The organism is Vibrio sp. ES.051 (assembly GCF_002563795.1).
In the GTDB taxonomy this organism is placed as follows: domain Bacteria; phylum Pseudomonadota; class Gammaproteobacteria; order Enterobacterales; family Vibrionaceae; genus Vibrio.
This window is the reverse complement of the sequence record NZ_PDJL01000004.1, coordinates 498,065-523,539: the sequence shown is the minus strand read 5'-3', so window position 1 is coordinate 523,539 and position 25,475 is coordinate 498,065. Positions and strand designations below refer to the sequence as shown.

At 43.9% G+C, this 25,475-nt stretch carries 20 protein-coding genes and 2 pseudogenes; 9 read left to right on the top strand and 13 right to left on the bottom strand.

Annotated elements, in window-relative coordinates:
• Nucleotides 1-82 precede the first annotated feature (82 nt).
• From rlmM to galE, 9 genes are all read right to left on the bottom strand, one after another.
• A complete protein-coding gene (gene rlmM, locus ATG66_RS08805) occupies nt 83-1,174 on the bottom strand; it encodes a 23S rRNA (cytidine(2498)-2'-O)-methyltransferase RlmM (protein WP_098414939.1) in 1,092 nt (363 codons plus the stop codon).
• Entirely contained in the window at nt 1,171-1,569 is a 399-nt protein-coding gene (locus ATG66_RS08800) for a DUF423 domain-containing protein (RefSeq protein ID WP_098414938.1), read from the bottom strand. The genes rlmM and ATG66_RS08800 overlap by 4 nt, the downstream gene beginning before the upstream one ends.
• Nucleotides 1,559-2,182 (bottom strand): alpha/beta fold hydrolase, encoded by a 624-nt coding sequence (locus tag ATG66_RS08795; protein ID WP_098414937.1) that lies wholly within the window; start codon nt 2,180-2,182, stop codon nt 1,559-1,561. The genes ATG66_RS08800 and ATG66_RS08795 overlap by 11 nt, the downstream gene beginning before the upstream one ends.
• On the bottom strand, nt 2,163-3,083 hold the full coding sequence (locus ATG66_RS08790; protein ID WP_098414936.1) for a transcriptional regulator GcvA: 921 nt from the start codon (nt 3,081-3,083) through the stop codon (nt 2,163-2,165). Before ATG66_RS08790 ends, ATG66_RS08795 begins: the two co-directional genes overlap by 20 nt.
• A gap of 508 nt (nt 3,084-3,591) precedes the next feature.
• Nucleotides 3,592-5,040, bottom strand: a complete 1,449-nt coding sequence (gene thiI / locus ATG66_RS08785; protein ID WP_098414935.1) for a tRNA uracil 4-sulfurtransferase ThiI — start codon at nt 5,038-5,040, stop codon at nt 3,592-3,594.
• A 316-nt stretch (nt 5,041-5,356) separates the two neighbouring features.
• Nucleotides 5,357-6,421, bottom strand: a complete 1,065-nt coding sequence (gene galM, locus ATG66_RS08780) for a galactose-1-epimerase (RefSeq protein ID WP_179885628.1) — start codon at nt 6,419-6,421, stop codon at nt 5,357-5,359.
• A gap of 9 nt (nt 6,422-6,430) precedes the next feature.
• Nucleotides 6,431-7,591 (bottom strand): galactokinase, encoded by a 1,161-nt coding sequence (gene galK, locus ATG66_RS08775; protein WP_098414934.1) that lies wholly within the window; start codon nt 7,589-7,591, stop codon nt 6,431-6,433.
• A 187-nt stretch (nt 7,592-7,778) separates the two neighbouring features.
• A complete protein-coding gene (locus tag ATG66_RS08770) occupies nt 7,779-8,831 on the bottom strand; it encodes a UDP-glucose--hexose-1-phosphate uridylyltransferase (protein WP_098414933.1) in 1,053 nt (350 codons plus the stop codon).
• A gap of 89 nt (nt 8,832-8,920) precedes the next feature.
• Nucleotides 8,921-9,940 (bottom strand): UDP-glucose 4-epimerase GalE, encoded by a 1,020-nt coding sequence (galE, locus tag ATG66_RS08765; protein WP_098414932.1) that lies wholly within the window; start codon nt 9,938-9,940, stop codon nt 8,921-8,923.
• Nucleotides 9,941-10,320: 380 nt separating this feature from the next.
• On the opposite strand from galE, the gene ebgR reads away from it, so the two are divergent.
• Nucleotides 10,321-11,307 carry a transcriptional regulator EbgR gene (gene ebgR, locus ATG66_RS08760; protein WP_098414931.1) on the top strand — a complete coding sequence of 329 codons (987 nt, stop codon included), beginning with the start codon at nt 10,321-10,323 and terminating at the stop codon, nt 11,305-11,307.
• A 328-nt stretch (nt 11,308-11,635) separates the two neighbouring features.
• Here ebgR and ATG66_RS08755 read toward each other — a convergent pair whose 3' ends face one another.
• Nucleotides 11,636-12,556 (bottom strand): LysR family transcriptional regulator, encoded by a 921-nt coding sequence (locus ATG66_RS08755; protein WP_098414930.1) that lies wholly within the window; start codon nt 12,554-12,556, stop codon nt 11,636-11,638.
• Nucleotides 12,557-12,666: 110 nt separating this feature from the next.
• Between ATG66_RS08755 and ATG66_RS08750 the strand changes: the two are divergent.
• From ATG66_RS08750 to chrA, 3 genes and pseudogenes are all read left to right on the top strand, one after another.
• Nucleotides 12,667-12,792: pseudogene (locus ATG66_RS08750) on the top strand (chromate transporter); the annotation flags it as partial.
• A 122-nt stretch (nt 12,793-12,914) separates the two neighbouring features.
• Nucleotides 12,915-14,528 (top strand): IS1634 family transposase, encoded by a 1,614-nt coding sequence (locus ATG66_RS08745; protein WP_098414114.1) that lies wholly within the window; start codon nt 12,915-12,917, stop codon nt 14,526-14,528.
• Between the two features lie 18 nt (nt 14,529-14,546).
• Nucleotides 14,547-15,572, top strand: a pseudogene (chrA, locus tag ATG66_RS08740) (chromate efflux transporter); the annotation flags it as partial.
• A 215-nt stretch (nt 15,573-15,787) separates the two neighbouring features.
• On the opposite strand, the gene ATG66_RS08735 reads toward chrA, so the two are convergent.
• Nucleotides 15,788-16,432 carry a helix-turn-helix transcriptional regulator gene (locus ATG66_RS08735; RefSeq protein ID WP_098414927.1) on the bottom strand — a complete coding sequence of 215 codons (645 nt, stop codon included), beginning with the start codon at nt 16,430-16,432 and terminating at the stop codon, nt 15,788-15,790.
• 572 nt (nt 16,433-17,004) lie between these two features.
• Here ATG66_RS08735 and ATG66_RS08730 point away from each other — a divergent pair.
• From ATG66_RS08730 to ATG66_RS08715, 4 genes are read left to right on the top strand one after another with little or no spacing between them, the layout of a single operon-like run.
• A complete protein-coding gene (locus ATG66_RS08730; protein WP_098414926.1) occupies nt 17,005-18,012 on the top strand; it encodes a dentin sialophosphoprotein in 1,008 nt (335 codons plus the stop codon).
• Between the two features lie 20 nt (nt 18,013-18,032).
• Nucleotides 18,033-18,356 (top strand): carbon storage regulator, encoded by a 324-nt coding sequence (locus ATG66_RS08725; RefSeq protein WP_098414925.1) that lies wholly within the window; start codon nt 18,033-18,035, stop codon nt 18,354-18,356.
• A 5-nt stretch (nt 18,357-18,361) separates the two neighbouring features.
• Nucleotides 18,362-19,039, top strand: coding sequence for a C39 family peptidase (locus ATG66_RS08720; RefSeq protein WP_098414924.1), 678 nt, complete (start codon nt 18,362-18,364; stop codon nt 19,037-19,039).
• 39 nt (nt 19,040-19,078) lie between these two features.
• Nucleotides 19,079-19,645: a hypothetical protein gene (locus ATG66_RS08715; RefSeq protein ID WP_098414923.1), complete on the top strand. Its 567-nt coding sequence runs from the start codon at nt 19,079-19,081 to the stop codon at nt 19,643-19,645.
• A 225-nt stretch (nt 19,646-19,870) separates the two neighbouring features.
• On the opposite strand, the gene ATG66_RS08710 is transcribed toward ATG66_RS08715, so the two are convergent.
• Nucleotides 19,871-20,866, bottom strand: a complete 996-nt coding sequence (locus ATG66_RS08710; RefSeq protein ID WP_098414922.1) for a transporter — start codon at nt 20,864-20,866, stop codon at nt 19,871-19,873.
• Between the two features lie 476 nt (nt 20,867-21,342).
• Between ATG66_RS08710 and ATG66_RS08705 the strand changes: the two genes are divergently transcribed.
• A complete protein-coding gene (locus ATG66_RS08705; RefSeq protein ID WP_179885627.1) occupies nt 21,343-23,034 on the top strand; it encodes an AMP-binding protein in 1,692 nt (563 codons plus the stop codon).
• Between the two features lie 187 nt (nt 23,035-23,221).
• Here the strand turns inward: ATG66_RS08705 and fusA are convergent, their stop codons facing one another.
• Nucleotides 23,222-25,312, bottom strand: coding sequence for an elongation factor G (gene fusA / locus ATG66_RS08700; RefSeq protein ID WP_098414920.1), 2,091 nt, complete (start codon nt 25,310-25,312; stop codon nt 23,222-23,224).
• Between the last annotated feature and the right edge of the window lie 163 nt (nt 25,313-25,475).

The following is a 25,475-nucleotide window of genomic DNA, read 5'->3' as shown; positions in this document are numbered from 1 at the left end:
TCAACACACGTCACGGTTGGACACGGCCCATAAAAAAAGCCCCTGAAGTAGGGGCTTTTTTGCATTGCTCAATCCGATCACATTAATGCGGAGAGATGTTGGATAAGCACTGAATATGAATCGTGATTTCTTCACGGTCATGATACAAATGTTTGGCTTGGAGTCTAAATTTTACCTTGTTCTCAATCAGGAACAGTTTTAGGTTTTCAAGATCTTGCAGCACTTCATCATAACGGCCTTTCATCGGCAGCTTAAGATTAAAGAGCGCTTCTTTCGCCCAACCTTTTAATAACCACTGTCCCATAAGGTGCGCAACGCGTGCTGGTTTTTCCACCATGTCACAAACAATCCAAGTTACGTTCTTGCGGTCTGGCTCGAACTTAAAGCCATCCACCATATGGTGCTTGATTTGGCCCGTTTCCATCAGGCTATCTGCCATCATGCCGTTATCAACACAGTGAACGAACATGGAACGCTTCACCAATTGGTACGTCCAACCACCCGGACATGCACCTAAATCGACGCCCCACATGCCAGGAGCCAAACGCTCGTCCCATTCTTCACGTGGGATAAAGACGTGGAATGCTTCTTCCAGTTTCAGCGTTGAACGACTTGGCGCGTCCGCAGGGAACTTCAGGCGAGGGATCCCCATGAAGAACTGTGAGTTATTGTCTGTGTACGAGTAACCTACATAACAGTGACCAGGCTCAACAAAGCAAATGTGCAGTACTGGCTTTTTCGCGTTGTCTTTACTCAGCATTAAACCTTTACCGCGCAACGCTTGACGCATTGGAACAGTAAACTTACGGCAAAACTTCAATAGCTCTTTTGCTTCATTCGTATCTGGGGTTTCAATTCTCAAATCTCCGCAACGAGGAAACGCCTCGATGTCCGCCAACTGATTCAAAATTGGGCTAATACGATCATCACTTGGCAGCGATTGAAACTCAGCGACAACCGCAAACATTTGACGAGCAAAAATCAGCGACTTAAAGTCCAAACCTCTCGCCAGTTTGTCTGCATCTCCATCTTGATAACATTCGAAGACAACATAACCGGAGTTTTTTTTCACACGCGGGAAGCCATACACTTCCAACTGTGTCGCTCTGTCCTGAATTTCACCAGCACACTCTTTCTCAAAGCCAGAACGGCAATAGAGCATTAGTTGTTTCACTTGGAGACCTCTTTGATATTGAACGCAGCAAAAAAGAACAGACACCAACCGAGCATGAACATCAATCCTCCCATTGGAGTGACCGGCCCAAACCATTTAATGCCCGTCAGCGCCAGCGCGTAGAGACTGCCGCTAAAACAAAGGATGCCGATGATAAAACAAATCGCTGCAATGAAAAAATACTTTTGTGCTTTTTGTCCCAAATTCAATAACAATAAAACGGCGCAAAACACAATCGCCAACGTGTGAATGAATTGATATAACACTCCAGTCTCAAACACACCAAGTAAATAAGGCGCCAGTGTCGCTTTTAACCCATGCGCTGCAAAGGCACCGAGCGCAACAGAGACTAGACCTGAAAAGCCAGAAAACGAGAGTAGCCACTTACTTCTCACGGTATACCTCTTTAATAAACGCCGCTAATTGCTGCACTGCAAGCGCAATGTTCCCTGCTTCTGTATAGCCAGACCTTTTACGCGGTTTAAAGCCATGATCCCCATCAGGTAAAAAGCTCACTTTTATTTGCTCAGCAAGCACAAAGTCATCAAATTCTTCACGCTTACCAAAAGTGTCTCGCTCACCTTGGAGAATCAGCGTGGGTTTCTCGATATTGGCTAAATGATCGCCTTTGAATTTTTCTGGTTTTCCTGGCGGATGAAATGGAAAACCTAGACACGCTACGCCTGCCACCAGCTCATTTTCAGCCAATAAACTCGACATACGACCGCCCATGGATTTACCACCAATCACAATAGGTTGAGAGGCAAAGTGAGCAATCACTTCGCTATAAGCTTCAAGCAACTTAGGAGCGCGGTCGGGTGGACGCTTTTTCCCGTCTTCTGCACGTTTGACCATGTAAGGGAAGTTAAATCGCACCACGCGAATTCCTTGCTCAACTAACCCTTTCGCAACCGACGTCATGAAATCGTGATCCATCCCCGCCCCTGCGCCATGGGCAAAAATAAACAGAGGTCCGTTTTCAGGTCCCTCAACTATCCATTGGCTCATCTAATACTTCCTCTTGCTCTTTTCTCGCGGTTGCTAACATCCAATCTCTAAACGTCGCGATTCGTCCCATATCAGCTTGCTGCTCATGACATACCACATAGAATGCATTCTTAGAAATCAATACCTCATCAAATGGCGCGATGAGTCGGCCAGCTTCCATTTCTGGTTTGGCTAATACGTTGTTACCGAGGGCGACCCCTTGGCCATGCACCGCGGCCTGTAGCACCATCGTCGAATGACTAAAGATAGGACCATGGTTCACATTAATACCTTCGATATTGTAATGACGCGCAAACTGCTTCCAGTCTTTACGTGAAGTATCATGTAACAAAGTATGCAGCTTAAGATCACTTAGAGATTCTAATGGCCTGTTGCCCAAAAGTAACGAAGGTGAACAAAGTGGGATCAGAAACTCTTGATACAATTTATCCGCGCGCAAACCCGGCCAATTCCCACGGCCATAGTAGATCGCCACATCCACATCATCAGTCAGTGAACCTTCGTCCATATCCACAGCTTTAATACGCACATCGATGTCCGGTTCTTGTGCATTAAAATCCGCCAAACGAGGCACTAACCACTGGATAGCAAAACTTGGCGGTAAACTAATGGTCAATGCCCCTTTCTCACTGCGTTCCAATACCTTATCGGTCGCCTCTGCAATGGAAGTAAAGATATCTTTAATATCTAAAAAGTAACTTTGCCCTTCTTCGGTAAGTAACAAAGAGCGGTTACGACGACGAAAAAGCTTGAGGGATAGAAACTCTTCTAGCGCTTTTATTTGGTGACTCACTGCGGCTTGAGTTACAAACAACTCCTCTGCAGCGCGAGTAAAACTGAGATGACGAGCGGCCGCTTCGAAGACTCGAAGCGAGTTTAATGGAGGCAATCTGCGAGACATGTGGGACCTCAAATAGGATTAGTTTTTTTAATCTGAAACATTATAAAATGTCCGTTGTCGAACAGCCAGATAAATTCTATATTTCACCCCGCAACACGAGCCTGAACGGCTTGATTTCTTTAGAAATCAATTGGCTTCGTTGTTGCGATGTTGTGTTTGCAAACTCGTATTTCGAGTTAGGTAGGTTTCTACCATAATGTATTGTCTACATTCCCTGTGGCAAAACATATACTTCCTGTATTTATTTTGACCTGTCTGTCAAATTTGTTACACCGCCTTAATAGGCGGTGTTTTTTTATCTATCGAAAATCTCATCTTCATATCTGGCACTAATATCACTTTTTGTCCACGTTTCGGATTAATTATCGTTATATCAACACGGACGATATGCCTTGTCGATGCGACTCAATATGATGCCGAGTAAAAACTTCGATTTCACTCTCCAAAACAAAAAAGGCGCAAATTGAACATTCAATTTGCGCCTTTAAACGTATTTTTTACCACGCTACTATGGGCGATAAACTTTTACATTTTTGAAACCTTGCTCTTGTAGGTAAAGCGCTTGTAGACGACTCATTACCCCACGGTCACAATACAGTAGATATGTCTTAGATTGGTCTAAGTCACCGAACTGCGTTCCCAGCTTGAAGAATGGGATGTGTTTAACCTCAACGCCATCAATTTCTAGAGGGTTGTCGTCTTCCTCTTCAGGGCTGCGGATATCGAGTACAATCGCGTGATCTTCAACAGCTTGAACTTGCTCTACTTCTGGTGCCGCCTGCTGAGACTCTTTGGCGATATCACGAATGTCCATTACACGTGCATCTCGAATCACTTGCTCAAGGATACCGAAGTCAAACTTCTCTTCTTCCGCTTCTAACTTAGCTTTCACTGCTTTCACTGTTGGCTTCTTAGAAATTACACCACAGTACTCTGGCATCGTTTTAGCGAAGTCTTCAGTGCCAATTTCACGCGCTAAATTGATGATATTTTCTTTGTCCCAGTTGATAAGCGGACGCAAAATCAGGGTGTCGGTTACGTTATCGATATGACGAAGGTTTGTCAGCGTCTGACTCGATACCTGACCAAGTGCCTCACCAGTGACCAGCGCTTCAATCTTGAACTTCTGCGCGATCATGCCTGCGGCACGCATAAACATACGCTTTAGAACCACCCCCATTTGGCCGTCATCGACTTTTTCTAGAATTTCAGCAACCACTGGTTCAAAATCCACCGAGATGAAGCGTACTTTTGCAGAAGATCCGTACTTATTCCATAGGTAATGAGAAACCTGTTTAACACCAATTTCGTGGGCAGGGCCACCGAGATTAAAGAAACAGTAATGTACTTTTGAACCGCGTTTGATGTGTAGGTAGCTAGAAACACCAGAGTCAAAACCACCCGAGATCAAGCTCAGTAAATCTTCTTGAGTTCCTAGCGGGAAGCCACCGAGCCCTTTATGGCGAGACAGTACTTGGTTTAGCGTGTCGTTCGTGACTTCAACGTTGATGGTTACATCAGGGTTACGCAGCTTAACGCTCGCGCTCTCAATCGCTTGGTTCAAACCACCGCCAACGTAACGCTCTAGTTCGATAGAGGTAAAGTCGTGCTTACCACGACGCTTAGCGCGCACGACGAAGGTTTTGTTCTCAAGGGAGGCACGGTTTAGCTCTAGCACTTGCTCGAAGATATCGTGCAAATCTGTAAATTCTGTCTGCTTAACTTCGAGGGCATGATGAATACCTGGCGTGTGTGTCAGGATCTCTAAAACTTCAGCGTGGTACTTATCACTCTCAGCGGTCACTTCAATGTGGTCACGACGGTTAAAGACCGCGACCGACTCGGTACGGTTTTTAACGATGTTACGAATGTTGCACTCTAAAATCTTTGTGAAGCGCTTACGCACAGATTCACTTTTAACAAAAATTTCTGGATGGGGCTTTACAATAAATTTCATAGTCTAATTCGCAGGTTAGTTTCGCAATCAACAGTGAGTGAACTCACGTACCCTTTACTCAAATAATAGTTACTCAAATCGAAAAACGCTGAAGGCATGCGCTTATTCAAGACGATGTGATGAGCTCACTTTTAGGGCGCGAGATTATACACCTAAGCGGATTGGAAAAACAAAAAAAGCGAGCAATCTTCTTAATACTGATCCGTTAAACTCAAAAGTGAACGAGTGTCTAAGACGCTATGGTACTGAACTCATCACCCGTTCCGCTTCGACGAAAACAAAAAAGGTGGGCATGTAGCCCACCCAAAAATACTATCTAAAATTCAAACTGATACACGGTCTGATGCTGATAGCAATCCCCAGAACTCAACATTCCATTGTTGCGTCCCCATTCTGGTTTGTTTGGTCCATCAGGAAAATATTGGGTTTCTAGGGCAAGGCCATCGTAAAGCTCATACGTTTTACTTGCGCCCGGTGTGCCTGCTAAAAAGTTTCCTGAATAGAATTGGATGGCGGGTTTGGTGGTTTTAACCTTCATCACCACATCTTCTTTCGGCGCAATCAGAACGGCGGCGACAGACACCCCATCGCTCACTTCCGGCTTAAACACGAAGGTGTGGTCGTAACCCCCCGCAGTTTTTTGATCCTGATCGGTAAGAAATGCTCGACCAACCCATTTTGGCTCGGTGAAATCAAAACCACTGCCACACACAGGCTGTTGTTCACCGGTAGGAATTAGCCCCGCATCCGTTGGTAAGTAATGCTCTGCGTTAAGTTGCAAGGTATGATCCAAACTTTTCGCGCTGCTCGCCTCGCCAGCCAAGTTAAAGTAAGCGTGGTTGGTTAAGTTCACCGGAGATGTCTGGTCAGTATTCGCTTTGTAGGCAATAAGCAATTCATTCTCATCGGTGAGTGTGTATGTGACTGTAACCTCAAGGTTTCCCGGATAACCTTGGTCACCGTCCGGTGAGTGAAGCGTCAACATGACTTGCTGAGCGCTTTGCTCGACAATTTTCCAGCGGCGTTTATCAAAGCCTTCCACACCACCGTGCAGCGAGTCTTCACCGTTATTGATGTCGAGCTGATAAACCTTTCCATCGACCTCGAACCGACCTTTTGCAATACGGTTAGCAAAACGACCGACAATGGCGCCAAAGTACACATCTTGCTGCATGTGCTCTGCCATGTTTGGCGAACGCAATAATACTTCGCGGTGTTCACCATTTACCGGCAGCGTGCAACTCAACCAAGTCGCACCAATATCCATAAATGATGCCGTCATGCCATTCGCGTTAATAAGATGGATGAGCTTTGCGGTTTGGCCATCAAACGACGGCGTTTGCGCCATCGCTTGATCTAACTGTTCAAAATACGCTTTCATCTCTCGCCCTTACAACGCTTCAACCAGACCCGCGCCATCATGAGCTTGGCAAACATAAATCGACTCTTTTAAGCCGGTCAGCGCATGATATTTGGCTTCTACCGCCGCCTTCACCTCGTCAACCAACGCTGGTGGAAAGAGCGCCACAATACAGCCACCAAAGCCGCCACCTGTCATACGTACGCCGCCTTGGTCACCAATCACTTCTTTGACCATTTCCACTAACACATCGATCTCTTTGACCGTGATTTCGAAATCATCACGCATGGATACATGCGACTGAGCCATTAGCTCCCCCATGCGCTTCATATCATGCGTCCGTAACGCTTGCGCTGCCTCAACCGTACGGTCGTTTTCGGTGATCACGTGACGCGCACGCTTTGCTACCATTTCATCCAGCTCAGAGACTTTTTCGTTGAACTGCTCAATGGTGACATCGCGCAGCGCTTTAACACCAAAGATACGCGCCGCTTCTTCACACTGCTGACGGCGGGTGTTGTATTCGCTGTCCACCAAGCCGCGCTTTTTGTTGGAATTGATGATCACCACGGCCATGTCTTCAGGCATCGACACCGCTTCCGTTGCTAGGCTACGGCAGTCCAATAACATCGCGTGGTTTTCTCGACCTTCCGCCGAGATCATTTGATCCATAATGCCGCAATTACAGCCAACAAATTCATTTTCAGCTTGCTGACCGTTCAACGCGATTTCAGCTTGGCTGATTTCTAGATTGAACAGCACTTTGAAGGTTTGACCGATCACCACTTCAAGTGCCGCCGACGAGCTTAAACCTGCGCCTTGAGGTACGTTGCCGCTCACCGAAATATCCGCACCAGTGAATTGGTAACCGCGTGCCAACAAGCACTTCACCACTCCACGAATGTAATTCGCCCACATTTTGTCTTGTTGGAAGGTGATCTCTTGCGTGATATCGAACTCATCAACCGCATTGCCATAATCAACCGATACCACGCGAACTAGGTTGTCTTCACGCTTGGCTGCCGCCACAACGGTTTGGTAATTAATCGCACACGGTAGGACAAAGCCGTCATTGTAATCGGTGTGCTCACCAATCAAGTTCACACGACCAGGCGCTTGGATGATATGGCTAGGCGCGTAGCCCAACACTTGCTCAAAAGACGCTTTCACGTTTTGGATTAGATCAGACATAGTAAATTCTCAAACTGTTTAATTCTTTAATAGCAGCTCGAACCTCAAGCCACGATTATTACGCCTCTTAAATAGTTGGAGTTGCAGCTAGGCGACAAACGAATTCAACCTTATGCGCATAGATTCTCTATGTGATTAGGCAGAGTTTGTGCAGTCAACAACGCTGCAGCTTCAAATATGACAGAGGTTATTGTTCTTTGTAGTGCACGTCGCTTAAATCACGCAGACGCTGCGCCGCTTGCTCTGCGGTGAGATCGCGTTGGCTTTCTGCCAGCATTTCATAACCCACCATGAACTTACGAACCGTCGCGCTCCGCAATAGTGGCGGATAAAATAAGGCGTGCAGCTGCCAATGGTCGATATCAGTCCCCTCTTCAAAGAATGGCGCATAATGCCAACCCATTGAATAAGGGAATGAACATTGGAATAGGTTGTCGTAACGACTCGTGAGTTTTTTGAGCGCGACGGCTAAATCGTCACGTTGCGCATCACTCAACTCGCTCATACGACGGATATGTGTTTTTGGCAACAGCATGGTTTCGAATGGCCACGCGGCCCAATAAGGCACAACCGCAGCCCAGTGCTCGGTTTCAACTACGATACGAGAGCCATCTTTTACTTCAGCCTGAACATAATCCACCAGCAAGTTGCTGCCGTGTTCTTGGTAGTAAGCTTTTAGATTATGCTCTTTGCGTTCAATTTCATTAGGTAAAAAACTGTTTGCCCAGATCTGACCATGTGGATGAGGCTGAGAACAGCCCATGGTTTCGCCTTTATTTTCGAAGGCTTGAACCCAAACATAGTCCTTCCCGAGCTCTTCGATTTGCTCGTTCCACGCATCAATCACGCCGCGGATTTTGTCGACGGGTAACTCCGGTAATGTTTTGCTGTGATCAGGCGAGAAGCAAATCACTCGGCTCAAACCGCGCACACCTTGCGTTTTGAATAACGGACTGTCTGATTCTGGCGCATTAGGTGAGTCCACCATTAATGCGGCAAAGTCGTTATTAAATACATACGTTCCTTGATAATCAGGGTTGACATCACCAGAAATACGTTCGTTGCTCGGGCATAGGAAACATTTTTCGTCATAGCTTGGCAGCTCGTCCACCGCAGGCTTTTCATCGGCCCCACTCCAAGGACGTTTTGCACGGTGCGGTGAAACTAAAATCCATTGACCCGTGAGTGGGTTATAACGACGGTGTGGATGATCCACTGGGTTAAATTCAACTTTCGACATCTTACTTACTCAACTCTTAAAAAATTCTTCAATCTTCAAATACGCGCCGAAAAAAACGATAGGCGTAGTGAACAACACGGCAACTTCAATTACGCAGCGGAATAACCTTTAGGGTTCTTTGACTGCCACTTCCAGGTATCCGCGGTCATTTCTGCCACACTGCGTGTTGCCTTCCAGCCTAGATCTCGCTCTGCTTTTTCCGTGCTTGCCCAACATTCGGCAATATCGCCAGGACGGCGAGGGCATAATTCGTAAGGCACAGGTTTACCGCAAGCCGCGCTAAATGCAGCTATCATTTCTAGAACACTTGAACCTTTACCTGTTCCTAGGTTGTAGATATGTAAGCCTGCTTTCTCACCCACCGTGTTTAGCGCAGCAATATGACCATCAGCTAAGTCCATTACATGTATATAATCACGTACACCGGTGCCATCTGGCGTTGGGTAGTCGCCACCAAAGACCGACAGTTTCTCGCGCTGGCCGACCGCCACTTGCGCGATGAATGGCATTAAGTTGTTAGGAATGCCTTGTGGATCTTCGCCCATGGTGCCCGATGGATGAGCACCGACTGGATTGAAGTAGCGCAACAAAGTGATGCTCCAGTCATTTTCGGCCTGGAATAGGTCACTCAAACACCCTTCCACTATATATTTACTGCGACCGTAAGGGTTCGTCGTTGCGCCTGTTGGCGACTCTTCTGTGATTGGGACAATCTCTGGATCACCGTAAACCGTTGCTGATGAGCTAAATACGATGCTCTTCACACCTGCTTTACGCATGCTGCGTGCTAACACCAATGACCCGTTGACGTTGTTGTCGTAATATTCCAACGGTTTGGCGACTGACTCGCCAACGGCTTTTAAACCCGCAAAGTGGATCACCGCTTGGATATCATGTTTGGCGAATACTGAATCCAAGAAGGCTTCATCACGAATATCGCCTTCATAGAAGGTCGGGCGCTTTCCAGTTAGCGCTTCTATTCGGCTTAGCACTTCCATTTTGGCATTACATAAGTTGTCGACGATGACTGGTTCCATGCCCGCTTCCATCATCTGAACACATGTGTGACTACCGATGTAACCCATACCGCCTGTGATAAGAACTTTCACTTTTGCTTCTCCACTATTACTGCTTCATGCTCGATATCGTGTCTCGGATTCGGTTGAGCCTGTTTAACCAATGCCAAGTCGATACGCCATTTCTTAACTGGTTAAAAGTCTAACAATGAATCCCTACCCAGTTCCGTGATCAATTTCAAAGAGTGTAAACGTTTCCACAAAATCATACAAACACACAACTTACACTAGAGTGTAGTTAAATGAAGCAATGGGAGGATTGAGCCGATCGTACTCATTTGCTTAATATCGGCTTCTCATCTGAAGGGTGCACTGTTTTACTAAAAGTTTGTCTATACCTAAGCAGCTGTTTACAATGGCAGAATGACTGAGTTCTCACTCGGACTGTGAGTAATGCCAACAGGACGTGTTACATGGCCACATTAAAAGATATCGCCACAGAAGCGAGCGTCTCACTTGCAACCGTATCACGGGTATTAAATGACGATCCGACGTTGAGCGTTAAGCAAGAGACCAAACGCCGTATTTTCGAGATTGCAGAAAAGCTAGAGTACCGCACCAGCAGCGCCAAAAAAGCCACCAAAGAAACGAAGCAAAAACATCACTTTTTGGCCTTGTATAACTACAAGCCAGAAGCAGAAGTGAATGACCCGTACTACTTGTCGATTCGTCATGGGATAGAAACCCAGTGCGACAAACTGGGCATTACTTTAACCAATTGCTACAACAGCGAACTTGATGTTGAAACGCAAAAGATCACCGGTGTTCTTTTAGTCGGAAAAGTCAACCAAACGGTGGTCAATACATTACCTAAGCGTTTAGCCGAACGCATGTGCTACATCGATTTTTCTGATCCAACCAGCCGTTGCGATTGTGTTGATATCGATCTAGTTAAGATCAGCAAACAAACCATTGATTTCTTTGTAAAGCAAGGCTATGAACGTGTCGGTTTTATTGGTGGTCAAGACGAACTAAATACTGCAGACATTCGTGAAAATGCGTTTGTGGAATACGGTAGCCTAAAAGGGGTCGTCTCTGAAGAGGACATTTACCGTGGCGATTTTTCAAGCTTATCCGGTTACGACTTAGCCAAAGAAATGTTGGCTAAAGGTGATTTTCCTAAAGCAATGTTTATCGCCTCTGACTCAATCGCAATCGGCGTGTTACGGGCGATCCATGAGTTTGGTTTAAACATCCCCGATGATATTGCTCTGATCAGTGTGAATGATATCCCCACTGCGCGTTTTACCTTCCCCCCTCTCTCCACCGTTCGCATTCATTCTGAAATGATGGGGATCCAAGCCGTTAACTTATTAGTTGAGAAGTATCGTGACGGGCGCACCCTTCCTTTACAGGTGTATGTACCAAGCAAACTCAAGCTACGCGGTACGACTCGATAATCTTCCAACTACGTCAAGGTAAAACGTTTTCACTATTTTGTATCAGTTAAATTTTTACTCGTATCTTTCTCAGATTATTCATAAGCATTTTTCACAATACATCGGCGGCAGTTCTGTGATTTATGTTACGCAAGCGGCGAAAACAGCTCGTACTCCAACATAAGTACATTGCTCCGAAAGGAAATGAAAACTTAACCATTGGGAAAACTTCCTTCACCTCCGTCTAAACTCAATCAATTCGAGCATGCTTGAGAAGCCACACCCGCTTTTCAAACAATATCATTCGCTCTCAACGACGGATACATTTGGGCACCGTACGGTGCTCTTTTTACATTTGGGAGGTGATCGTTCTGGCGACTAACTCTCGCAACCAAATACCTTTGTCTTCGTTATTTCGGCTAGTATGCCACAGCATGGCAATATCAAAATCCGCCACGGATATCGGTGGCTTAACCGTGACAAGCTCGTCAAAGAAGCCTTCTGCTAAGGCCATTTTCTCCGGCACAATGGCAATCAAGTTACGATGTTTGAGTAGATGTCGAATAGTAAGAAAGTTGCGCGAGGCAACGGTCACCTGACGACTCAAACCATGCTCTGCAAGCTTTTGGTCTACTTGTGTCTTTAAACTTCCATCAGGACTAACCAAGGCTTGTTCTATGTTGGCGAACGCTTGCAGTGATAACTGCGCTTCCCCTTTCAATACTCGTTTATCACACAAGCACACGTGCTTTTCCGTGTACAAATACAAGTTGGCAAAATTGTCATCCAATACGGACATACTACCAATGACGACATCCAGTTTTTCGTGCTCGGTTAACGCCACATAGTTACTACGATTGACGTTGATAAAACTGATTTGTGCTTCTGGGGCGTGTTTACGTATTTCGTCATAGAGTCGTGGAGCAAAAATAAACTCGGCATAATCTGTCAGCCCAATGCGACACACACCTGAGTAGTTTTCTGACTGAAAAACAGATTGGGTAAACAGATCCTTAGCCATAGAATCGAGCAAGTGATGCACAGTTGGTGCAATGTGGTGAGCGTGCTCGGTAGGAGCCATCTTGTGCCCTTTGCGCTCAAAAAGTGTGTCATCAAATAACAATCTCAAACGAGACAAGCTATGACTCATGGCTGATTGGCTGACATGGCTTTTTTCCGCTGCCAAGCTGACACTTCGATAGCGGTATAAATAGGAGAACGTCACCAATAAGTTCAAATCAATATTACGCCACTGAATGTCCTCTTTCACGGCCACCCCTTATCCCAGTTTATTCATAGATGAAATGAAAATTATCAATTTGAATCATTTTAGAGCATTAAATAAATTAGCCACAATGCTTTTAGATAAACAGGCTCAACATGTTTACCATCTTCAACACTTTTTTCTGGCTGGGTTGGTTCAGCTTTGGCGGCCCAGCAGCTCATATTGGCTATTTCCGTCAAACCTTCGTAGAAAAACTCAAATGGATTGATGACCCGTCATTCCGCAGCCAATTTCAGAATTAAAATAATGTGATCCAGTGATCGTTTACAACTGTTAGTGCGACAGACATCTTGACCGCGATCCCCAGTTTTGATCTATTACTGTTATTTAACGGTCACTTATTATGTCTGCTGCTCAACCTGTCATTAAACGCCTAGACCACTTAGGGTTAATCGCTGCTTTCTGTCATGAAGTCGGTTTACCAGGCATTATTGATCGCATCATTCCCAAATACTCGGATCACAACGTCTCACACGGCGATGCAGTCTTAGCAATGATTCTTAATGGTCTTGGCTTTCACAGTAGAACGCTGCATATGTTCTCTGACTTCTTCGAGACGAAGCCTGTTGCCAAGTTGCTCGCTAAAGACATTGAAGCGCACCATTTAACTGACGATGTACTCGGACGTACGTTAGATGCTTTATATGAAGCAGATGTGTCCGCACTTTATCAAGCGATTGCAGAGCATGTCGTTGATAAGCTTGGGCTTAAAGCAGACTCTGTCCACCTTGATATCACGAGTTTTCATGTCGACGGTGAATACATCCAAGACGAAGATCTTAATGCCATCAAACTGGTAAAAGGCTACAGCCGAGACCACCGTCCAGAGCTAAATCAAGTGGTCCTTGAGTTGATTTGTGAAAACCAAGCCGGCCTACCTGTTTACATGCAAGCGCTCAGTGGCAACACCAATGATGCTAAGGCATTTTCAGAGGTCACTAAACGGCATATTCATTGCCTAAAGGCAGCTCAAAACAGTCGCTACTTCATCGCCGATGCCGCTCTATACACCGAGGAAAGCATTCGTTCACTGGATGAGCAACAACAGAAGTTTATTACGCGTGTTCCAATGACCATTAAGTCAGCCAAAGAAGCCTTAATGAACCTTGAGCCAGAGCAGTTGAGCCGTATCGGCAATGGTTACTCGGGTTGCTGGGTTGATGCTGACTATGGCTCGGTATCTCAGAAGTGGCTATTGGTTCATAGTGAACAAGCAACCAAGCGAGAAGAAGCAACGTTCTATAAGAACTTAGACAAAAATATCACCAAAGAGCTGAAAGCACTGGGACAACTAATGAAAAAGAAGTTTGCTTGCGCAGTGGATGCCGAGCAAGCAATGAGCGACTTCGCTAGCCAGTGTTATTTGCTTGGCTTTGCACAACCAACCATTGTTAAAGAGCCAATCTATTCAGGTCGCGGTCGGCCGAAGAAAGACGCAGAGCCAACGGGATACCACTATTTGATAGATGCTACGCCTTATACCGATCTAGAAAAAGTGAAGATGGCCAAGCTTAAAGTAGGTATGTTTATTCTCGCCACCAACGATACTGACTACGCCGATCTAACAATGGCTGCGTTACTTGAGCATTACAAGTCTCAGCAAAAGGTAGAGCGCGGATTTCGCTTCTTGAAGAGCCCTGAGTTCCTAACATCATCAATTTTCCTGAAGAAACCTCAGCGAATCGAGGCATTGCTGATGATCATGACGCTTAGCCTACTCGTTTACGCAAGCTTAGAGCACAAAATCCGAGAGAGTCTCACTAAGACCGAGGAATTCTTTCCTAGCATGGTAAAGAACAAGACGACAACCAAACCGACGGCACGTTGGGTATTCTTAAAATTCGAAGGTATCGACACACTCGAATTTGGCGGTCAAAGCTTCATCACGGGTGTTCAGGAGCATCAGACTCGGCTGCTTAAGCTTCTTGGCGTACTGTATGAAGCGGTTTATTCCTAAATTGGCTGCGGAATCTCGGATGACAACGAGTACGCTCAAATTGTCGCATTGAGTCAGTTTTTGCCGGGGCCGGGGTCTAGCCAAGTCGGCTTTGCTTTGGGCTACAAACGTGGGGGGTTAGGTGGCGCATGCGCGGCTTTTATCGGCTTCACGCTTCCTTCTGTGCTGATCATGTTGACTCTAGCAATGGCGAGCAGCCAAATTACCGAGACAGATCTATTTCAAAGTATCGTTCACGGCTTAAAGCTGCTCGCCGTCGTCGTGGTGGCGGATGCCACTTGGGGAATGTACAAAAATTTTTGCCAAAGCAAACTAACCGCTGGCTTGTGTGTGGCGACGGCCACGGCTCTCTTAGTTGTCCCAAGCATCATGACGCAAATGCTGGTACTGGTCGTGGCAGGTTTCATTGGAGCGCAATACCTAAAGAAAGAATTCGTACCTGAAAAACCGTTTAAACCATTTATCGCACCATTGGCACTATTTGCATTGCTTTTGCTCGGCTTACCTTTAGTGGCTCACACTTTACCTCTGCTCGGCTTGTTCAGTGATTTCTTCCAAGCAGGCAGTTTAGTGTTTGGGGGCGGTCACGTAGTGCTGCCGCTGCTGCAAAACATCGTGGGCGACCAGCTCAGCCAAGACGCATTTTTAACTGGTTACGCTGCCGCGCAAGCAGTACCGGGCCCAATGTTTACCTTTGCCACCTTTATTGGTTATGAGCTTTCGGACACGCCGATTCTGGGCGCAATTGTGGCAACGCTTGGGGTATTTTTGCCCGGTTTTCTATTATTACTGGGGGTGCTGAAAAACTGGCAAGCGCTGGCTGGAAAACCTGCAATATCAGGTGCCATCAACGGTGTCAACGCATCGGTGGTTGGTTTGCTACTTGCGGCACTTTATCAGCCTGTATTCACTAGCGCAGTGGTTGCGCCAATCGATATAGCGGTGGTGACCGCTGGTCTTTATCTACACAAAAAGCTTAACCTTTCCGTATTATGGATGATTGTATTTTTTGTTGCTGCGGGTCTTATCACTGGCGCAATGTAAGCGCCAAAAATAAATAAACGCTTAACGGGCGTTTGAATACAAGTGCCCGTTTTCTTAGATAAGTTTAGCAATATTGGAGTATATCCCCCGACTAAGAGAGCATCACGAAGAGAAGATAGTACCACTCCATATTTGCGACGTATCCTGACATATACATAGATAGCCACACAGCCTCAATACACTTGATTCAAGAGCGTATACCATGGTTTAACTATTCAGCTTCTTCCTGTTAAACCATTGTTCATGCGCACTAACTTAACTGCATCATGACGAGAGTGTACATCGAGTTTTTTATACAATTTATATATATGGCTTTTAACTGTACTTTCAGATAAAAAAAGTCGCGAAGCAATTTGTTGATTTGAAATGCCGTACACAAGTAGCTCTAGAATCTGCTTTTCTCTGCACGTTAATTCATCATGCTGCTGCTCTTCGGATAAAATTGCATGCCTATAATTGAGAACTAACTTTTCTAGGTACATCCTTGGCAACCACAAGCCGCCTTTCAATACGTATTCCGCTCCATCACATATGTGTGTCACCGATGCGCTTCGGAGCAAGATTCCTTTTAACAACTTCCAATGCAGCAAGTCCGTTTGTACTTTTTCACATGGGACGTTATGGAGCATAAAAGACCACCCAAATAAGTCAAAATCTGGCAGCTTTCCTTGCATTTCAAGTTGACGCATAAAATCGTAATCAATAAACATCAAGTCAATCTTGAGTGAATGGCTTTTGAAAACCAATTCATTAGGTTCCATTGTCTTAACTTCAACATCATGAATAGAAGATAATTGCTTTTCTATTAAATTACTTTGTAAACTCCTCTCAGCTAGCAATAGCAAGTGCTTCTTTTCCATAATCCCACCACATTAACTTATCTGTGTTTCGCTACACCCTGTTTGTGATTGCAAGGAATAGCAAAAAGAATTTATTTTCATTTTAAGTAGAAAATATAGCACTTCAGAATGAAGTCGCATTGGTTTCTGATGCCGAAAAAGGCTTAAAAAGTACGACCACACTACAAACTTCATCCATAATTTTCAGTCATTAACCACATAAATACATGATTTATAATACTAAATAAAAGAACCGATAATTTAGCTAAAATGTCCCATAAACTGAGTGTGACTGATCAGCTCTGTTTCATAAAACTTATTACTTCTTTATATTGGCTTCATTTCATACTTGATGGGTACTTAAAATAAACTTAAAAAATAAACTTATGATTATATTTGTTTTTTCTACAACCTCTTAAAGCATTCCATTCAAATATTACCTTTCTACAGATAACATTCTCAATAATGAGAACAGCTTTTACTGATCCTTTCTTATAATTTCATCGCTTCCACCACAAAACTGAAGGAAGCAGGGATGAGAAGTTAAGTGCAGTCATTTTTAATTAAAAATAACAGGACATGGAGTAATCTTTATGACTCTAAACAAAACAGGGCTTGCTATCGCAATGTCAGCAATTTTATGCAGCGGTTCTCTTATCGCGAATGAAATCGATGATGGTGATGACAACATGCAATGGACTGACAGTGCAAATACCTCTATTGGTTTGTCTGACAGCTTAAATGACAATAGTGATAACAGCGCTTCGCTAGGTGTAGGTGATAGCTTTAACGACAACAGTGATAACAGCGCTTCACTAGGTGTAGGTGATAGCTTTAACGACAATAGTAACACTAACAGTGACAGCTCAAATTCAAGCATGAACACGGCTCAAAGCCACAACGACAACAGTACATCTAATGCTAATGACAACAGTACTAGCGCTTCACTAGGTGTAGGCGATAGCTTTAACGACAACAGTGATAACTCAAATTCGAGCATGAACACGGCTCAAAGCCACAACGACAACAGTTCATCTAATGCTAATGACAACAGTACTAGCGCTGACCTTGATGTGAGCCTAACTAGTGATAGTAGTGATTCCAGTACTAACACTAACAGAAGCCACAACGACAACAGCGACTCTAGTACTACTGTAAGACGTAGCAACAACGACAACAGTGACTCTAGCATCAACAGTAGCTTTAACGATAACAGCGATAATCGTAATCAAAGCGACAACCGTAATCAGAGTGACAACCGTAGCTACGCTGATTCAAGCACAACAAACTCGAACAGCTTTAATGACAACAGCAACTATCAAAGCGACTCGAGCTCAACAAATGTTGATAGCTTCAATCAAGTCCATATGGATACAGACATGGTTGTTGCTAGCTCAAGCCTAATGGGTGGTGTTACAGGTGCATCTGTTATTTATTCAACTAACGCAGATGATACTCGAGTTCGAGTTGAAAACATGAACAGACTTGGTGGTCTTGGTGGCGCTGCTGGTATTACTACTGTTGGTCAAAATGCCGGCTCAAATTCACTTGTGCAGCAATCTGTTACAACTAATGCAAGTGTGTTTACTGGAGGTGAATAACCGACTAGTGGGAGAAAGCGATGCGTTTGGCAATCTGTACTTTGAGTATGATAGTTGCCTGCACTGCACTCGCTGATGACATTGCATTATCTGGCGGAGAAGTTAGCTTGGATATCATGAATGAATCAAGAGGTGGACAAAATGTTGAACTCGACTTGGTTTATGCAGAATCAGATATCAATGGTATTTCGTCAGATAATGTCGCGTCAAACACTGTGAGTGGTAACAATATACTATCAAGTGGAGCGTTCGCAGACAGTTCGGGTATATCAAACGTAATCCAGAACAGCGGAAGTAACGTTTTAATCCAGAACTCTACCGTCGTTAACCTGACACTCAAGTAAATAATATGAAAATATTACGTAACTTAACTTGGCTGATGCTCGTGTTCTCAGTATCAGCCAATTCATTAGAACTGCTACCTCATCGAGCACATTACTCAGTACCTGTAAAAAGTTATAAAGAGATAGTGTTTGGAGATGTATTTCGTCAGCAATATGACTTTAGTTGTGGCTCTGCTGCACTGGCGTCACTACTAACCTTTCATTATGCAACAAAATCATCTGAACAAGATATTTTTAAAAGCATGTTTGAGAAAGGTGATAAGAAAAAAATCAAAGAAAAAGGTTTTTCTTTGTTGGATATGAAAATTTATTTGGATTCTATAGGTTTAAGTTCAGATGGGTTTCAAGTGGGATTGAAAAAAATTCGAGAAGTTGGCGTTCCTGGAATTACTCTTGTTAATTTTGATGGGTATATGCACTTTGTTGTAATCAGAGGAATAAATAACCATTCGGTGATTATCGGTGATCCTTCAAGAGGAACCATGACTATGAAACTTGATGAGTTTGAAAAATATTATCAAGGTATTGTGTTACTGGTCCGTAACGAAGCAGAAATGGGACGTTCTGGCTTTATTACTGATGACAAGTTTACGGTATATCAAAAATCACCCTTAGAAACAGGGGTATCTAGAGACTCTTTAGGTGTATTTAGTATTACATTACCTATCTCCGGCGAAAATTAGTATTTGTGATGGGAAAACATTACGTGAAAGGCCAACATTATGAACGGTAATAATTTATTGTTAGTGCTTTGTATACTAATAATTAGTTTTAATGTAAGTGCTAAAAAACTCAGTCTTCAAGAACTTTCCCCTTTACCAGATTCATCTCTGGAAGAATATCGAGGCGGTTTTCAAGTGACGGACGACTATATTATCAATATTGGGTTAAGTATTACTACCACTATAAATGGTGATGATATATTGAACACAAACATTGCCAACCTAGTCATTGAAAATGGTAATTTAAAAAATATCAGCGCAAATAATGACAGTCAAAATGGAGATGTTTTAAACCAAGGTATTGTTAACATCATACAATTCGGTGAAGGGAATATTATTGGAGATGATTCTATAGGTTCACCAAAAATGCCGTCACCTCAAAAACCAAGTATAATAAGTTCAGAGTTTATAAATTCAAGTATTATAAATATTATTCAAAATACGAAAGATAACAGTGTTATTGGCCTAAGTACACTCGTTGACATTGATGCTCAAGTAAATGGCGTAATACAGGAGATAAAAGCAAATCAACAACTAGAAGATGCCTTGTTAAATCACCTTCAATGAGCACATTTCGTTTTCTATTGGAAATAAATAAAATAGTTACAAGTAAGTAGCACAAGCAATTATCAATATCTATAAACTCCTGATAAAATAAATTTCATAATACCAATCGGTGAGTATATTCCAGAGAATAAATACCTATTTTAATGTAATCAGGTCACTTCATAATACTAATATCAGATATTTAAAGATGAATTAGGCTCAAAAATAAAGGACCTAATATCCACGTTACAAATTAAAAGGGACTCGCACCGTTAATTGAAAGTCGGGCGTATCTTCAGTAAGCCCTGCTTGAGCACTGATATTGATAGATGAGCGTTGACTAAAGGCGTAGTTTATCCCAAAAGTCATCGCATCTAATTGAAGTAACTTTGCATCATCTGCCGATCTACCATTCACTTTACTTTTTAAAATTGTTTTATGGCTAAGCCCCAAAGAAAATGAAAGATCAGGATTCACCGCGAACCCCATCCCCCCAGAAAGAGAAATAGTGTCACCAAGTTCAACATCAGCTTTTGTATCGCCAACTGTAACAGTATCCTCTAAGTTATAAATGTAACTTAAACTAGCGAACAAAACTGCAGGGTCAACAGGGTGAATAAGAGATAAATTAGGCTCAAAACTCCAAAAACCCGAGCCAGTAGGGACATCACTAAATGAGTTACTTCCGTCTTCAATAGAAACATCATAAGGCGATCGACCTGTATCTGATTTTATTCTCAGGCCACCTACCCAATATGGCGCAGACTCAAAGTTAAACTGATGCCTCAATGCGAACTCTAAATCACCAAGCCCTCCCCCATCCACTGTGGTGTTTACTACTTCACTGTCTGAACCATCTTGAATAGGGCGTGTGGAAACTTGATCATTTCGATACACGTATGGTACTCGAACCTCTAACTCTGTGGCATTTGTTAAACCATATCTTGCGGTTAAGCCAACGGTTACCGTTGTTCTATCCGAATCACTCACTTCAATTCGCCCGACAATCAAAGTTGGTAGCACGGTATAACCAACAACAGATACTTTATTCGAAGAGTTCTGCGTATAACTTAAAGATGAATCAAATGACCATTTTCCCTTAGGTGTGAGAACCCCAGGACGATCAATGACATCACCAACCGTTTGGGCGCGTTGAGGAATATCATCTCCTTCAGCACCATGTACATTTCCTGCAATAAATAAACTACAAAGATAGGTACCCAGTAAAGTCTTCCGTAACATCACATCTTTCCTTTTTCTGATGATCGTACCCAAGTAATCTCAGGCAGTAGCTTGAGGTGAAGCCCCCAACTTTTCAAAGTAACATCCGTATAGTTACTTCAACACCACTACATAAATTCAGGTTTCTCGCTTTGAAGACATTAGGAGACATTTATACTTATCTTCAACACTAAGCCACTAGTCTATAAACAATTAGAATAGATTCTAAGTTTTCGCAATATTATTAATAAAATAAATTGCTTACCTGTGCTCTTCGTATGAATTTGATATGACAGAGCAACTAAAAACCGTCTTCTCTTGTGTGTAACATCAATCACATTGTTGTTTAGATAGAAGCGCTTCGACTTCAATCATAACTAACGCTATCTTTCCCACATATTTCATCAAAATCCATTCCCGAGTCGTGATTTAACATGCTAGAGTTAACAATGCGTTAACAAGTATAAATACAACGAGAAGACATGGAGTCACATAAAATGAATCAGCCGAACCTAAATAGCGCTGCTGATTGCGCTCTCCCACCACCAAATGAAATGATTCTCAAATGGGCTAAAGAACGCCCAAATGAGGTCTATCTAAAACAAATTATTAACCGACAGTTTGTGGAATACACTTATGCAGAAGTTGCCGATCAAGCACTAAAGCTGGTCAGTGCTCTACGCAGTCTAGGGGTGCAACCTGGTGATAAAGTTGCTCTAGTCTCAAAGAATTGTGCTGAATGGTTCATCTGTGATTTGGCGATGATGCTCGGTGATTACGTCAGCGTGCCGATCTTTCCAACTGCCGTTGCGGAGACCATTGAATACTGTGTTACCCACAGTGAAAGCAAAGCGATGATTGCGGGTAAGTTAGATGACCCAACCGCAACTCAGCAGGTTATTAATGCCATGCCAGAGCTGATTAGTATCGCTTTACCTTACGATACCGCCCCACAATGCCAGTACAACTTCAAAGCCCTACTCGAAGATGCAGTGCCAAGTAAAGAGCGTCCACAACACCACGATGATAAGTTAATGTCTTTGGTATACACCTCGGGAACATCCGGACTGCCTAAAGGTGCCATGCTCACTTATGGTGCATTCAGTTGGTCCGTTCAACAGCTCATTAACCATATTGGTATTCAAGAGAATGATCGCCTGTTTTCTTACCTGCCTCTGGCCCACATTACCGAGCGGGTTTACATTTTCGGCTCGTCGATCATGGCCGGCGTAACCACCGCATTTCCTGAATCTCTCGATACTTTTATTGAAGATGTCAAAATGCATCGGCCAACGCTGTTTGTCTCTGTGCCACGGTTATGGACATTATTCCAACAACGCATTCAAGATAAGCTGCCACAGAAAAAACTCAACTTCTTGCTGAAAATACCGTTCGTAAATTCATTAATTAAGAAAAAGCTAGCCGATGGATTAGGCTTGGATCAGGCTCGCGTATTAGGCTGTGGCTCTGCGCCCGTCTCACCAGCTCTATTGCAATGGTATCACTCGATCGGTCTGAATATCACTGAGGCGTGGGGGATGACAGAGTCCTTCGCGTATAGCACGCTCAACTACCCATTTAGAGCGGACAAAATTGGGAGCGTAGGTAATGCAGGCCCTGGCATTGAGCTAAAAATCGCGGAGGATGATGAAATCATGGTTCGCGGAAAAGGGCTATTTTCTGGTTACTATAAAAATGACATTGCGACCCAAGAATCTTTTGACTCAGACGGTTGGTTACATACTGGTGATATCGGCGCCATTGATACAGAAGGTTATCTAACCATTCAAGGCCGTAAAAAAGATACCTTTAAAACCGCCAAAGGCAAGTTTGTTGCTCCAGTACCTATCGAGAACAAACTGTTTGAGTACAGTCGTGTAGAAATGATGTGCTTAATAGGATTAGGGTTGCCAGCACCAATTCTTTTGGTTGTGCCACATGATTTCCCAAACTTCAATAGAGAACGTTACGCTCGCACGACACGAAAAGTCATCGCGAGAATGAATCAAGAACTGGCTTCTCACGAGCAAATCAAAGGCGTATTGATGATTAAGGACCCTTGGAGTATCGAGAATGGTGTGCTTACTCCAACCTTAAAAATTAAACGTCATGTACTGGAACAAAAGTATCATGAAATTGGCCATAATTGGCCGAAGGGTGAATTAGTCGTGTGGGAAGAAGATTTATAATTTTAGTTGCACTTCTCAACTGGCATTGAGGAGTGCTAATTTCCTATATTCAGGCCAATTCTCCAAAATGTTTTCGTATTTCTTCGCTACTAATATATGCGCGATTAGAGCCGTTGAATTCAAGTTATCGATAATAAAAAGCCCCGCTCTAGGCGGGGCTTTAAAGTCATAGAGTTAACGTAAAGAATTACTTCTTAGCGTTACGCTCTTTAACGTCAGCAATTACTTGCTCAGCAACGTTTGCTGGACATGGTGCGTAGTGTGAGAACTCCATAGAGAACTGACCACGACCAGAAGTCATTGTACGTAGAGTACCGATGTAACCAAACATTTCTGATAGAGGTACATCACCCTTGATACGTACACCAGTAGATGCAGCTTGTTGGTCTTTGATCATACCACGACGACGGTTAAGGTCACCGATTACGTCACCAACGTGATCTTCTGGCGTGAACACGTCAACTTTCATGATTGGCTCAAGAAGTTGCGCACCAGCTTTAGGCATCGATTGACGGAATGCGCCTTTCGCCGCGATTTCGTATGCGATTGCTGAAGAGTCAACTGCGTGGAAACCACCGTCGAATAGTTCAACTTCTACGTCTAGAGTAGGGAAACCAGCTAGAACACCAGTATCCATCATGCTAGCGAAGCCTTTTTCTACTGCAGGCCAGAATTCTTTCGGTACGTTACCACCAACAACAGATGACTTGAACGAGAAGCCTGAGTTTGGCTCACCTGGTTTGATACGGTAGTCGATTTTCGCGAACTGACCTGAACCACCAGACTGCTTCTTGTGCGTGTAGCTGTCTTCGATTGCTTGAGTGATTGTTTCACGGTAAGCAACCTGAGGAGCACCCACTTCTAGCTCAACGCCGTAAGTACGTTTTAGGATATCAACTTTGATATCTAGGTGAAGTTCGCCCATACCTTTAAGGATGGTTTCACCTGAATCTTCGTCAGTCTCAACTTGGAAAGATGGATCTTCTGCAACCATTTTACCGATCGCGATACCCATTTTCTCGCTGCCGCCTTTGTCTTTAGGCTTCACTGCGATAGAGATTACTGGATCTGGGAAGATCATTGGCTCAAGAGTACATTCATGTTTAGGATCACATAGCGTGTGACCAGTTTGAACGTTCTTCATACCAACAACAGCGATGATATCACCAGCTTGTGCTGAATCAATCTCGTTACGCTCGTCTGCGTGCATCTCAACCATACGGCCGATACGCTCTGTTTTACGAGTTGCAGCGTTAAGTATTGTGTCACCTTTCTTCATCTTACCTGAGTAAACACGGATAAAGGTTAGCGCACCAAAACGGTCGTCCATGATCTTAAATGCAAGCGCACGTAATGGCTCGTCTGCAGATACTGTTGCAACTTCACCAGTCTGCTCACCAGTATCTGGGTCAGTTAGAGGCTGTGGATCAACTTCTGTTGGTGATGGTAGGTAATCAATTACCGCGTCAAGAATAAGCTGCATACCTTTGTTCTTGTACGCAGAACCACAGTAAGTTGGGAAGAATGCTAGGTCACGTGTACCTTTACGGATACAACGCTTGATGTCTTCTAGAGACGGCTCTGCGCCTTCTTCTAGGTAAGCCATCATTAGATCTTCGTCTTGCTCTAGAGCAGTTTCGATCAGCATTTCACGGTATTCAGCAGCTTTGTCTGCCATGTCTGCTGGAACGTCTTGAACTTCGTAGTTTTCTGGAAGACCTGTGTCATCCCATACGTATGCTTTTTGGCTTAATACGTCTACAACACCGACGAAATCTTCTTCGATACCGATAGGTAGAGTCATAACGAGAGGAGTTGCACCTAGAACGTTTTGTACTTGATCTACAACTTTGTAGAAATCTGCGCCCATACGGTCTAGTTTGTTAACGAAGATCAGACGAGATACTTTTGATTCGTCAGCGTAACGCCAGTTGGTTTCTGACTGAGGCTCAACACCACCAGAACCACAGAACACACCGATACCACCGTCAAGTACTTTTAGAGAACGGTAAACTTCGATTGTGAAGTCAACGTGTCCTGGAGTATCGATGATGTTTAGACGGTGATCTTTCCAGAAACAAGTTGTTGCTGCAGACTGGATCGTGATACCACGCTCAGCTTCCTGCTCCATGAAGTCGGTAGTAGTTGTACCATCGTGGCTGTCGCCCATTTTATGGATTTTACCAGTTAGCTTTAGGATACGCTCTGTAGAGGTAGTTTTACCCGCGTCTACGTGAGCAAAAATACCAATGTTTCTGTATTTTGATAAATCAGTCATTGTCTTACTCTGTTAATAAGGTATAAAGTGCGCGCAGAGTATATCATATTCTGTCAATACTGATACCCTTGCGTGCGGATGGAAGAAAAAAAATTTAACGTGAAATTTCCGTCCTCAAAGCATAGCCAAACATCATGATTAATGTGTTTTATTCGCGAACGTT